Origin of the sequence: Mariprofundus micogutta (assembly GCF_001895085.1) — a bacterium.
Taxonomy (GTDB): domain Bacteria; phylum Pseudomonadota; class Zetaproteobacteria; order Mariprofundales; family Mariprofundaceae; genus Mariprofundus; species Mariprofundus micogutta.
The window spans coordinates 1-11,352 of sequence record NZ_BDFD01000008.1 but is presented as its reverse complement, the minus strand read 5'-3'; the positions used below and the strand labels follow the sequence as shown (position 1 = coordinate 11,352).

At 50.4% G+C, this 11,352-nt stretch carries 14 protein-coding genes; 12 read left to right on the top strand and 2 right to left on the bottom strand.

Features of this window, described 5'->3' with window-relative positions; translation table 11 throughout:
* The first annotated feature begins 27 nt into the window (after window positions 1–27).
* Entirely contained in the window at window positions 28–705 is a 678-nt protein-coding gene (gene radC, locus MMIC_RS05630) for a RadC family protein (RefSeq protein ID WP_083530468.1), read from the top strand.
* Here radC and MMIC_RS05625 read toward each other — a convergent pair.
* Entirely contained in the window at window positions 702–1,970 is a 1,269-nt protein-coding gene (locus MMIC_RS05625) for an HD domain-containing phosphohydrolase (RefSeq protein ID WP_072659490.1), read from the bottom strand. The two genes, radC and MMIC_RS05625, sit on opposite strands and share 4 nt — an antisense overlap.
* Window positions 1,971–2,114: 144 nt before the next feature.
* Here MMIC_RS05625 and MMIC_RS05620 point away from each other — a divergent pair, with 144 nt between their 5' ends.
* The gene (locus MMIC_RS05620; RefSeq protein WP_072659584.1) at window positions 2,115–3,074 is read left to right on the top strand and encodes an acetyltransferase; all 960 of its coding nucleotides are present in this window, start codon (window positions 2,115–2,117) and stop codon (window positions 3,072–3,074) included.
* The gene (gene rlmB, locus MMIC_RS05615; protein WP_072659489.1) at window positions 3,064–3,813 is read left to right on the top strand and encodes a 23S rRNA (guanosine(2251)-2'-O)-methyltransferase RlmB; all 750 of its coding nucleotides are present in this window, start codon (window positions 3,064–3,066) and stop codon (window positions 3,811–3,813) included. The genes MMIC_RS05620 and rlmB overlap by 11 nt, the downstream gene beginning before the upstream one ends.
* Before the next feature lie 9 nt (window positions 3,814–3,822).
* On the opposite strand, the gene MMIC_RS05610 is transcribed toward rlmB, so the two are convergent.
* Window positions 3,823–4,005, bottom strand: coding sequence for a zinc-finger domain-containing protein (locus tag MMIC_RS05610; protein WP_072659488.1), 183 nt, complete (start codon window positions 4,003–4,005; stop codon window positions 3,823–3,825).
* Window positions 4,006–4,105: 100 nt separating this feature from the next.
* On the opposite strand from MMIC_RS05610, the gene folB reads away from it, so the two are divergent.
* The 9 genes from folB to MMIC_RS05565 all read left to right on the top strand — a co-directional run.
* Window positions 4,106–4,471, top strand: a complete 366-nt coding sequence (folB, locus tag MMIC_RS05605; RefSeq protein WP_072659487.1) for a dihydroneopterin aldolase — start codon at window positions 4,106–4,108, stop codon at window positions 4,469–4,471.
* Window positions 4,471–4,893 (top strand): 2-amino-4-hydroxy-6-hydroxymethyldihydropteridine diphosphokinase, encoded by a 423-nt coding sequence (folK, locus tag MMIC_RS05600; protein ID WP_072659486.1) that lies wholly within the window; start codon window positions 4,471–4,473, stop codon window positions 4,891–4,893. The genes folB and folK overlap by 1 nt, the downstream gene beginning before the upstream one ends.
* An 89-nt stretch (window positions 4,894–4,982) precedes the next feature.
* Window positions 4,983–6,119, top strand: a complete 1,137-nt coding sequence (locus tag MMIC_RS05595; protein ID WP_072659485.1) for a Re/Si-specific NAD(P)(+) transhydrogenase subunit alpha — start codon at window positions 4,983–4,985, stop codon at window positions 6,117–6,119.
* Window positions 6,116–6,448 carry a proton-translocating transhydrogenase family protein gene (locus MMIC_RS05590; protein ID WP_072659484.1) on the top strand — a complete coding sequence of 111 codons (333 nt, stop codon included), beginning with the start codon at window positions 6,116–6,118 and terminating at the stop codon, window positions 6,446–6,448. Before MMIC_RS05595 ends, MMIC_RS05590 begins: the two co-directional genes overlap by 4 nt.
* A gap of 10 nt (window positions 6,449–6,458) precedes the next feature.
* On the top strand, window positions 6,459–7,862 hold the full coding sequence (locus MMIC_RS05585; RefSeq protein WP_072659483.1) for an NAD(P)(+) transhydrogenase (Re/Si-specific) subunit beta: 1,404 nt from the start codon (window positions 6,459–6,461) through the stop codon (window positions 7,860–7,862).
* Between the two features lie 290 nt (window positions 7,863–8,152).
* Window positions 8,153–8,524, top strand: coding sequence for a 30S ribosomal protein S12 (gene rpsL, locus MMIC_RS05580; RefSeq protein WP_072659482.1), 372 nt, complete (start codon window positions 8,153–8,155; stop codon window positions 8,522–8,524).
* A gap of 15 nt (window positions 8,525–8,539) precedes the next feature.
* Complete coding sequence (rpsG, locus tag MMIC_RS05575; RefSeq protein WP_072659481.1) at window positions 8,540–9,010, top strand: 30S ribosomal protein S7; 471 nt, start codon at window positions 8,540–8,542, stop codon at window positions 9,008–9,010.
* A 123-nt stretch (window positions 9,011–9,133) separates the two neighbouring features.
* The gene (gene fusA, locus MMIC_RS05570) at window positions 9,134–11,215 is read left to right on the top strand and encodes an elongation factor G (RefSeq protein ID WP_072659480.1); all 2,082 of its coding nucleotides are present in this window, start codon (window positions 9,134–9,136) and stop codon (window positions 11,213–11,215) included.
* A 10-nt stretch (window positions 11,216–11,225) separates the two neighbouring features.
* Window positions 11,226–11,352, top strand: a 127-nt coding sequence (locus tag MMIC_RS05565; protein WP_227819388.1) for a GTP-binding protein, incomplete at its 3' end; no start/stop codon positions are given.

The window sequence follows — 11,352 nt, the reverse complement described above, 5'->3', positions numbered from 1 at the left end:
ATAGATATTTTTCGCTTACATATAGATATGACAGATGAAAGCATCAAGGGTCACAGAGACCGGCTCAGGCAGCGCTTTTCAGCGCACGGGTTTAAAGGCTTCCACGATTATGAGGTGCTGGAACTATTACTAACCTATGCGATCCCTCGCGTGGATGTGAAGCCCATTGCCAAAAGCTTACTGAATCAGTTCGGGACTTTGGCCGGTGTTTTTGATGCCAATGTGGTTGAACTGTCGCAAATCAAGGGCATGGGTGAAAAAGGCGCTGTGTTTTTGACGCTGATTCGGCAGGTGGAGATTCGCTATCTGGCTTCCGATCTGCCGGGTAAAAATGTCTATGACAGGCCTGAAAAGGTAAAAGCATATCTGCGTATGCAGATGCAAGGCCGTGGCATGGAGAGTTTCGGCGCAATATTTACAGATCAACAGCACCGTCATCTGGCTACACAGATTCTGTTTGAAGGTACGGTGGATCGTACGGCGGTGTATCCCCGCAATCTGATGAAACGGGCGCTTGAGCTGGATGCCAAAGGCCTGATTCTGTTTCATAATCACCCCGGAGGCACTGCCCGGGCCAGTCAGGAAGATATGGATTTAACCCGTCGCATGGCGGAAGCCTGTGCACATCTGGATATCAAAATACTCGATCATTTTTTGATTGCCGGCACAGAGGTGATCTCTTTTAAGGAGAAGGGCTGGTACTAGGCCTGTTCTGCGATAACGCTGTCATGCTTTTCGGATGCTTGTTTAAGCGTGGCTTTTTTCCAGCATGCACCAAGATTGTTCTCAATCATGGAGACTACTGAGTGATCCAGCTTTCCTGCCGCGGATTCTGCTGCGAGGATTTCGAGAACCTGTTCGGGTGTCATGGCCGGGCGGTAAGGACGATCCTGTGCAAGCGCCTGAAATATGTCAGCGACGGCAATAATTCTGGCTTCCAGAGATAGTTTGCTATCTTTTGTACGGTAAGGATAACCGCCGCCGTCAACACGCTCGTGGTGTTGGCCTGCCCAGCGGGCGATGTCATCAAACCCCTGTACTCTTTTAAGGATGCTGAATGTGTCAAAGCTGTGGCGTTGAATGGTTTTGAATTCCAGATTGGATAATCTTCCGGGTTTTTCAAGTACGTCATCCGGCACTCGAAGTTTGCCGATATCGTGTAGCAGACCTGCCAGGTCGAGCATGTCACAGCTTTTTGGTGAGAGATCGAACTGTTCGCCCAGATAACGGGCCAGGCTTGCTACGCCTTCAGAGTGTTCATGAGTGAAGGGGCTTTTGGCATCTACAATATGGGAGAATATTCTCACCAGACTTTTCACATCTTCAAATGCAATGCTTCGCGTACTTTCATGATTGATCCATTCGCCAACATAACCATCGACATGTTCGCGTTCCAGGGAAAGCCAAAATGCTTCGGAACTGGCGATTTCAACAAAGGCATCCACCAGTTCTGGTTTGAACCAGTCACCGGATTTATCAACGATGCGAGCTATAATCTCGTCGATACCCAGCAGGATGTTGGCGTTGTTGACCTGCGAATGCAGCGACAGTACATCTACACGATCAACCAGAAAGATCAGATTCGCCTGTAGTGCAGTCTGCTCTGGCAGGTCAAGTGTTTGGAGTTTCGTCCAGTGTGTGTGGTGATGTAATATAACGTCACTCAGGTGTGCCAGTGGAGGGGTCATGCGTAGCAGTGCGGCGCCAATCTCACAGTGACCATGTACCTGTTCCCACTCAAACTGGGCGAGACGGGAATGCACGGATGTGTTGGACACACCGCAATCATGGAGGATGGCGGCTTGAAACAGATTATCCAGATCCGCTGCTTCAAGGCCCAATTGTTTGCCGCATTCAGCGGCCATAAAGCCTACGCGTTTACCGTGATGGATCTGCACAACACCCACCAGATCAAGGGCATCGGAGAGAGAATAAACCATTTCATGAAGATTGAGATTAAATGTGGTCAAGATGAAGCCTCCTGGCCGCTTGAAATCAAACCAGGCCCATTGTGTGAATATCGCAGATTTTGACCTGTGCTTTAATCGTGTCGGATGTTTGCCGGGTTCACGCTATTGCTTGCATTTGCGCGTGTACTTCCGAAGAGTTTGCAGATGAGACATTTTGACGTATTCAATGGCGATGCCGATGGCATCTGTGCGCTGCATCAGTTGCGCCTGGCTGACCCGCGAGAATCCGAGTTGATTACCGGTGTGAAACGCGATATTTCGTTGCTGAAAAAGGTTCATGCAAAAGCAGGTGATCACGTGACCGTGCTGGATATTTCGCTGGATAAAAATCGCGACGACCTTGTGCGTCTGCTGCAGGCAGGGGTGACAGCACAGTATTTCGATCACCACTTTGCCGGTGCGATTCCTGATTCAGAACAGCTCGATACCCAAATTAATATAGATGCCGATGTGTGTACCAGTCTGCTGGTCAACGATCACCTGGACGGTGCGCATCTGGCATGGGCGGTTACTGCTGCCTTTGGTGATAATCTGTTTGATTCAGCTCGCGCAGCCGCAGCGCCGCTTGCTTTGTCTGAAATGCAGCTGGCGCAGTTGGAGTATCTGGGCACGCTGATGAATTACAACGGTTATGGTGTCACGCTGGATGACCTGCATTTTACACCGGATGAGTTGTATCGGGCGATCAGACCATTTGCAGATCCGTTTGCATTTATCACGGAATCGGATGTCTATGCGAAGATGGCCGAGGGATATGCCTCGGATATCGCTCAGGCGCGCGAACTAGTATCTGAAATCGAGGAAGATGCAATCAAGGTGATTCTGCTTCCGGATGCAGCATGGACAAGGCGTGTTTCCGGTGTCTATGGCAATGAGTTGGCGCGTTCTGCGCCGGATCGCGCACATGCACTGATGACTGTGCTGCCTGATAGTCAGTATCGGATCAGTGTCAGGGCACCGTTAAACAATAAAACGGGCGCCGATGAGCTATGTATGCAGTTCCCGACAGGTGGTGGTCGTAAGGCTGCTGCAGGCATTAATGCAATGCCTGCAGACATGTTTGATGGATTTATTGATGCATTCAGGAGTATGTATGGCAGGTGACTCTTCAGTATTGGCAGGTATTCACGCGGTTAAACATGCTCTGGATGCAGGAAGTTCGATTGATGAATTGATGATTGAGAAGGATAAGCGTCACCCGCGTTTGAATGAATTAATTCATCTGGCGAAAAAGAAAGGGTTAAGGGTCTCTTTTGTGCCGAAAGCCGCTCTTGTCCGTTTAGCAGAAGGTGTGCCGCATCAGGGTGTGGTTGCTCGCTTGCAGTCAGACAAGTCTGTGCCGCAACAAAGCTTTGAGCAGTGGCTTGAAGGCGTGGATGTGACACAGTCACCACTGGTGCTGCTGCTTGATCAGGTGACAGACCCGCATAATCTCGGTGCATGTGTGCGGACTGCTGAAGCGGCAGGCTGTGCGGCAGTGATTATTCCCAAAGATCATGCGGCTGATATTCATTCGCCTGTGGTGGCAAAATCTGCTTGCGGCGCACTGTCCCGATTGCCTGTGTTGAGTGTGACCAATTTAAGTAGGACGATCGAAAAATTGCAGAAAGCCGGTTACTGGACGGTGGGCCTGGCTGGTGAGGCAGATGATTCGATCTATGATGCCAGATTGACAGGGCCGACAGCGATTGTGATGGGATCTGAAGGTTCGGGTATGCGCAGGCTGGTTAGAGAGTCCTGTGATCAGCTGATCAAGATCCCTATGCCTGGCCATGTTGAATCTCTGAATGTTTCGGTTGCGACCGGCATCACCCTGTTTGAAGTAAACAGGCAGCGAACATAGCAGGTTTTTTTAAGCTGCGTGGCGTGTTTCGCCTTGAGGGCTAACGGTTGCGGGTGCAGTGCGTTCAAATTTCTGGCCGCAATACTGGCACTGACCTGAGCCGGGTTTAAGACTGATGTACACAAGAGGGTGCTGTCCGTTGTCAGAACAGGAAACGATTTCTTCGGTTGATTTAATTACATTGCTACCCATGAAAAACCCCTATTTAGCATGCCAAAAGCGCGGCGAATTGTGTCGTGGGCTTTGCTGATGTCAAGTTTTGGAGGGTCAAAAAAGTGAATAGGAGAGTGTCATGAGCGCAAAAGACCTTGTATTAATTGAGGGATTGGAGGTTCGTACTGTTATTGGAATTTACGATTGGGAGCGTGAGATTCGCCAAACCGTGCGCATTGATCTGGAGATGTCCTGGGATACGTCCAGGGCTGCAGCTTCCGATAACATTGAAGATACACTGGATTATAAATCTGTTTCCAAACGTCTGATTTCATTTGTTGAAGGGTCCACCTTCGGTCTGATTGAGGCGCTGGCAGAACATTGTGCGAATATTGTTCTTGATGAGTTTAATGTGCCCTGGGTCCGGCTGAAGATGTCTAAACCCGGTGCGGTGCGTGGCAGTGAAAATGTTGCTGTACTCATTGAGAGAGGGCTGCGGGACTGATGGCTAGCGTTCTGGTTGGTCTGGGATCAAATATTTATCCTGAATCAAATCTTCAGCAGGCTGCGGTCGCTCTGGGTCAGGCCTTTGAAGATGTGGTGTTTTCCAGCGTTTACCGCTCGGCTGCAGTCGGTATGCAGGGGGGGGACTTCCTCAATGCCTGCTGCATGATTTCAACGGGGCTGACTTTGCCTCAGGTGAAAATAAAGCTGAAGCAGCTTGAAGATTTGCAGGGCAGAGATCGATCTGAAGGTTCATGGAAGCCGCGCACCGTTGATCTGGACGTGCTGATGTACGATGATGATGTCGTGGATGAGGAGTTGTATCGCTATGCGCATGCATTTGTTCCCGCAGCCGAACTGGTGAGTATAAACCTGCCCGAGGACACAGAGGGTTTAGTAACCGTAGTGTCTTTGCGCTTGTAAAAGAGCCGTCCAGTTTTAGAGTCCGTCATTCTAACAGGCTTATGTCGCTTTGAGCGGCCTCTTGCCTTCGCCACAGGGGATTAGAAACAATGTTAATCGCGGTTCCAGCCGAAACCCAGCTTCTTGAAAAACGTGTTGCAGCGACACCTGAAACGGTAGGTAAATTTATTACTGCCGGTTGTGATGTTGTGATTGAAAGGGGAGCAGGTCTTGCGGCCAGCTATCCGGATGAAATGTATGGCGACAAAGGCGCGAAGTTTGCTGATGATTTTGCCGCCACCTGTGCCGATGCAGATCTGGTGTTGAAAGTGCGTCCGTTGAATGAGGCCGAAATCGGCGTCGTTAAACAAGGTGCGACCGTCGCCAGTCTGGCCGCCCCGTTCGGTAATCCGCTGCTTCAACAGTATGCTGATGCAGGCATCTCATATTTTTGCATGGAGATGGTGCCGCGTATTTCGCGCGCCCAGAGTATGGATGTGCTCTCTTCTCAGGCCAATATCGCCGGTTATAAGGCTGTGTTGCTGGCTATGGAGCATTATCAGCGTTTCTTCCCTATGCTGATGACTGCTGCAGGCACTGTGCAGCCGGCCAAGGTGCTGGTGATGGGTGCAGGTGTGGCAGGCTTGCAGTCGATTGCCACTGCGCGCCGCATGGGTGCGAATGTGGAAGTGTTTGATGTGCGCGCTGCGGCGAAAGAGCAGGTGGAGAGTCTGGGTGCTCGATTTGTCGAGGTGGAAGCAGATGAAGACGCCGAAGATGCCGGTGGTTATGCCAAAGAGATGGATGATGATTATAAACGCCGTCAGGCTGAATTAATTGCAAACCATGCTGCCAAATCCGACATTGTGATTACCACGGCACTTATTCCGGGCAGGCCTGCGCCTGTGCTGATTACGGAAGATATGGTGAAAGCCATGAAGCCCGGCTCGGTGATTGTGGATCTGGCTGTTGAGATGGGTGGAAACTGCCCGCTATCGGAGCTTGATCAGGTGGTGGTCAAACATGGCGTGACACTGGTTGGTGTTGCCAATGTACCTTCTCTGATGGCGACAGATGCCAGTGCGCTTTATGCACGAAACCTGTTGAATTTTATCAGCCCCATGCTTGATAAAGAGAGTGGTGGATTGAATATAAATATGGAAGATGAAGTGATTGAATCGTCACTGCTTTGTCAGGACGGTCAGTTTCTCAAGCCTCAGTTGCTGAATCAGGGAGAAAAGTCGTGAATGTAGATGTAGTTCAGAATACGGCGCAGGCGGCGCAGGATACGGCTGCTGACCCTGTGGTGTTTTCGATCACCGTTTTTGTTCTGGCAATTATTGTCGGTTATCATGTGGTGTGGAATGTGACGCCTGCATTGCATACGCCATTGATGAGTGTCACCAATGCGATTTCCAGTATTATCATTGTCGGCGCCTTGCTTGCGGCCGGTCCCATGGAAATGAATCTGGCGACTGTTCTCGGTTTAATTGCGGTGGGGCTTGCTTCAGTGAATATCTTCGGTGGATTCATGGTGACGCAGCGTATGCTCGCCATGTTCAAGAAGCGGGGCTAAGGGGACTCACATGTTATCTGCAAACATGGTGGAGCTGGCGTATCTCGTCGCATCCGTACTGATTATTTTTGCGCTAAAAGGACTGGCTAGTCCTGCATCAGCTCGCCGGGGCAACACCTTCGGTATGTTGGGTATGGGCATTGCCGCGCTGGTCACACTGCAGGTTGATGCAGTGCAGAACTACGCATGGATTATTGCAGCTGTCGGGTTCGGTGGTCTGATTGGTGGCGTGGTGGCGCGTAAGGTGCCAATGACACATATGCCGCAGACTGTGGCATTTATGCATTCACTGGTCGGGCTTGCGGCCGTGTTGATCGCTGTGTCGGCTTGTTATGATCCGGTGGCTTATGGTATCGCTAATCATGAAGGTGGTCTTTATCTGGCCAGCCGCATTGAATTGTTCCTCGGCACATTTATTGGTGCGATTACCTTTACTGCCTCACTGATCGCTTTTGGTAAGCTGCAGGGTTTGCTTTCAGGTAAGCCGCTGGTGTTTGCAGGGCAGCACATGGTCAACCTGATCCTGGGCGTTGTTATGATTGGCGCAGGTATTATGTTCTGTGTCAGCGGGGCATGGCTGCCATTCCTGATTATGCTGGCTGTAGCGCTCGTGTTGGGTGTATTGCTGATTGTGCCGATTGGCGGCGCGGATATGCCGGTGATCGTTTCAATGTTGAACTCATACTCCGGATGGGCTGCTGCCGGTATCGGTTTTACGCTGGGCAATAATATGTTGATTGTCGCCGGTGCGCTTGTGGGTTCATCGGGTGCAATTCTATCTTATATTATGTGTAAGGCGATGAATCGTTCGTTGTTTAATGTGCTGCTTGGTGGTTTTGGCGGTGATTCACCCGCAGCTTCTTCGGCAGGTGGTGCGGTTGCAGAACGTCCTGTGAAGAGCGGGGCGGCAGAAGATGCGGCATTCATGATCGGTAATGCGCGTTCCGTGGTTATTATTCCGGGTTACGGTCTGGCAGTTGCGCGTGCACAGCATGCATTGAAAGAGATGGTTGATGTGCTGATGGCGAAAGGTGTGGACGTGAAGTTTGCTATTCATCCGGTTGCCGGCCGTATGCCGGGGCATATGAATGTGCTGCTGGCTGAAGCCGATGTGCCGTATGATATTGTTTTTGAGATGGATGAGGTTAATTCAGAATTTGCCGATACTGATGTGGCGCTGGTTATTGGTGCCAATGATGTGGTGAATCCGGCAGCGAAAACCGATCCGGCCAGTCCGATTTATGGTATGCCGATTCTGGAGGCGGCCAGAGCTGAGCATGTGATTGTCGTGAAGCGCTCGCTGGCTGCTGGTTATGCAGGCCTTGATAATGATCTGTTCTATATGGATCAGACCATGATGCTGTTTGCAGACGCCAAAAAAGCGTGTGAGGCGATAGTTCAGTCGCTGGATTGATGACTGATCTGTTTCGCTCTGCCCACTGAAGGTTTCAGATCTGCCTCGAGTGGGGCCCCGGCCACATTGTTTGATTAAAAAGCTCACCGTTAAATGCTCTTGATCGGAATGTCGATGTTGTTTGGACGGCTGAATTTCCGGGCATACAAGTTGAATCTGCCCAGTATGTTTTTTTAGTGACGAAAGCGGTTGACAGTACTTATGGCCGACACTATGGTTCGCGACCCTTCGCCGGGGCTGTGCTTTATTGCACGCTTCGGGATAGGTGAAAGTTTGAAGAAGAGGTAACAATGCCAACGATTAATCAGTTGATTCGCAAACAGCGAAAAGACAAACGCAAGATCAATAAAGTCCCTGCTCTGCAGGCTTGTCCACAGCGTCGTGGTGTTTGCACTCGTGTTTACACTACTACCCCTAAGAAGCCAAACTCGGCTTTGCGTAAAGTGGCACGTGTTCGTCTGACCAACGGTATGGAAGTTACCGCTTACATTCCGGGTGAAGGCCACAAGCTGCAGGAACATTCAGTTGTTCTGATTCGCGGCGGCCGTGTGAAGGATTTGCCTGGTGTGCGTTATCATGTTCTGCGTGGTGTACTGGATACAACGGGTGTTGAAGGCCGTAAACAGGCTCGCTCGAAGTACGGCGCCAAGCGTCCTAAGTAAGAGAGGAATTGAGATATGCCACGTAAAGGACCTGCCCCCCGTCGCCCGGTTACACCGGATGCGAAGTTTGGCGATACAACAGTATCCAACGTTGTAAACAAAGTAATGCTGGACGGTAAGAAGACTGTCGCTGAAGCTATTGTTTATGAAGCAATGGACATTGCTTCCCAGAAGACTGGTAACGATCCACTGGCTTCCCTGCTGAATGCAATTGAAGCTGTGAAGCCTGCAGTTGAAGTGAAGTCCCGCCGTGTTGGTGGCGCGACGTATCAGGTGCCGATCGAAGTTTCTGATCGTCGTCAGCATTCACTGGCAGTGCGTTGGCTGGTTGAGTATTCCCGTAATCGTTCAGAGCATACTATGGCTGAGCGTCTGGGTAATGAGATGGCTGATTCAGTTGCTGAACGCGGCGGTGCATACAAGAAGCGTGATGAAACGCATCGTATGGCTGAAGCAAATAAGGCATTCTCACACTTCCGCTGGTAAGAGTGGGTTGGCGGCAGCTTGATCTGCCGCAGCATCTCCGGATGCATAGGTATTAATTGAAGGCCCTTCGGGGTCAGTTGAACGATTGTTCTTTTAATTTGATGGTAATAAAGGAGTGGCGACGTGGCTCGTAAGACCCCACTGGAACGTGTACGCAACATCGGCATCATGGCTCATATTGACGCCGGCAAAACAACTGCGACTGAACGTATTCTTTTCTATACTGGCGTAAGCCATAAGATTGGTGAAGTACATGATGGCGCGGCTACCATGGACTGGATGGCGCAGGAGCAGGAGCGCGGCATCACCATTACCTCCGCTGCAACAACTTGTGAGTGGAAAGATCATCAGATTAATATTATTGACACCCCTGGGCACGTGGATTTCACTATTGAAGTGGAGCGTTCTCTGCGTGTGCTTGATGGCGCTGTTGGTGTTTTCTGTGCAGTGGGCGGCGTTCAGCCGCAGTCTGAAACTGTTTGGCGTCAGGCCGATAAATACGCGGTTCCGCGTATCGCATTTGTAAACAAGATGGATCGCACCGGTGCTCGCTACTTTGAAGTGGTTGATGAAATCCGTGAGCGTCTGGGTCATAACGCTGTTGCGCTGAATATCCCGATTGGTGCTGAAGAAGACTTCCAGGGTGTTGTGGATCTGGTAAGCATGAAAGCTATCGTCTGGAAAAACGAAGCTATGGGCGCAATGTACGAGGTTCAGGATATTCCTGAAGATATGCTGGAAGTGGCAGAAGAGCGTCGCGAGATGCTGCTGGATGCCGTTCTGGTTAATGATGAAGATTTGATGATGGCTTACCTTGAAGGTGAAGCGATTGATGAAGAAGCTCTGAAAGAGTGTATCCGCAAGTCTGTTCTTGATATCTCTGTGATTCCTGTGCTGGCTGGTACAGCGTTCAAGAATAAAGGTGTTCAGACATTGCTGGATGCAGTTGTTGAGTATATGCCTGCTCCTATCGATGTGCCTGCGATTAATGGTGTGCATCCGGATACCGAGGCTGAAGATACGCGTCCTTCATCTGATGACGAGCCATTTGCAGCACTGGCATTTAAAGTAATGACCGACCCGTTCGTGGGTTCATTAACCTTCTTCCGTGTTTACTCCGGTGTTGCAGAAGCTGGTTCTTATGTGATCAACTCAACCAAGGGTAAGAAGAAAGAGCGTCTGGGTCGTATTCTGCAGATGCATGCCAATGAGCGTTCTGAAATCAAGGAAGTGCGTGCCGGCGATATCGCTGCTGCCGTAGGTCTGAAGTCCACAACTACTGGTGATACACTTTGTACTGCAGAGGATCCAATCATTCTGGAGCGTATGGAGTTCCCTGAGCCGGTGATCTCCGTTGCCATTGAGCCGAAGACCAAGGCTGACCAGGAAAAAATGGGTATCGCGCTGGGCCGTCTGGCTGCAGAAGATCCGTCTTTCCGTGTGCATACCGATGAGGAGACTGGCCAGACCATCATCTCCGGCATGGGTGAGCTGCATCTGGAAATTCTCGTGGACCGTATGAAGCGTGAGTTCAGTGTTGATGCGAATGTTGGTAAGCCTCAGGTGGCCTACCGTGAAACCATTCGTGCTTCTACCAAGGCTGAAGGTAAATTTGTTCGTCAGTCCGGTGGTCGTGGTCAGTATGGTCACTGCTGGTTGGAAATCGAGCCGAATGAACCCGGCGCTGGCTTTGAATTCATCGACAAGATCTCGGGTGGTTCTATTCCGCGTGAATATATTCCGGCTGTTGGCAAGGGTGCTGAAGAAGCTATGGATAATGGTGTTCTGGCTGGCTATCCGATGGTGGATATCAAGGTTACCGTTGTTGATGGTTCTTACCATGACGTCGATTCGAATGAAATGGCGTTCAAGGTTGCCGGTTCTATGGGTATGCGAAACGGTTGTGAGCAGGCCAAGCCTGTCATCCTCGAGCCGATGATGGATGTTGAAGTGGTAACGCCTGAAGATTACATGGGTGATATCGTAGGCGATCTGAATCGCCGTCGTGGCCGTGTATTGGGTATGGCAGATCGCGGCAACGGCAAGGTTATTGAGGCTGAAGTTCCATTGTCTGAAATGTTCGGTTACTCAACCAACGTTCGTTCCATGTCTCAGGGTCGCGCAACATATACAATGACATTTAAACATTATGAAGAAGTTCCAAATAACATCGCGCAAGAAATCATTGCCGCTGTTAAGGGTTAAGGAGTAAATCATGGCAAAGGAAAAGTTTGAACGTACCAAGCCGCATGTAAACATTGGTACCATTGGTCACGTTGACCATGGTAAAACCACGTTGACCGCTGCGATCACCAAAGTTCTGTCTGAGACAGGTGGTGCTG

What these genes read in the sequence shown, in the direction of transcription:
- radC (WP_083530468.1), top strand. Translation starts at nt 28, where the DNA reads ATGACAGATGAAAGCATCAAGGGTCACAGAGACCGGCTCAGGCAGCGC.
- MMIC_RS05620 (WP_072659584.1), top strand. Translation starts at nt 2,115, where the DNA reads ATGAGACATTTTGACGTATTCAATGGCGATGCCGATGGCATCTGTGCG.
- rlmB (WP_072659489.1), top strand. Translation starts at nt 3,064, where the DNA reads ATGGCAGGTGACTCTTCAGTATTGGCAGGTATTCACGCGGTTAAACAT.
- MMIC_RS05610 (WP_072659488.1), bottom strand. Translation starts at nt 4,005, where the DNA reads ATGGGTAGCAATGTAATTAAATCAACCGAAGAAATCGTTTCCTGTTCT.
- folB (WP_072659487.1), top strand. Translation starts at nt 4,106, where the DNA reads ATGAGCGCAAAAGACCTTGTATTAATTGAGGGATTGGAGGTTCGTACT.
- folK (WP_072659486.1), top strand. Translation starts at nt 4,471, where the DNA reads ATGGCTAGCGTTCTGGTTGGTCTGGGATCAAATATTTATCCTGAATCA.
- MMIC_RS05595 (WP_072659485.1), top strand. Translation starts at nt 4,983, where the DNA reads ATGTTAATCGCGGTTCCAGCCGAAACCCAGCTTCTTGAAAAACGTGTT.
- MMIC_RS05585 (WP_072659483.1), top strand. Translation starts at nt 6,459, where the DNA reads ATGTTATCTGCAAACATGGTGGAGCTGGCGTATCTCGTCGCATCCGTA.
- rpsL (WP_072659482.1), top strand. Translation starts at nt 8,153, where the DNA reads ATGCCAACGATTAATCAGTTGATTCGCAAACAGCGAAAAGACAAACGC.
- rpsG (WP_072659481.1), top strand. Translation starts at nt 8,540, where the DNA reads ATGCCACGTAAAGGACCTGCCCCCCGTCGCCCGGTTACACCGGATGCG.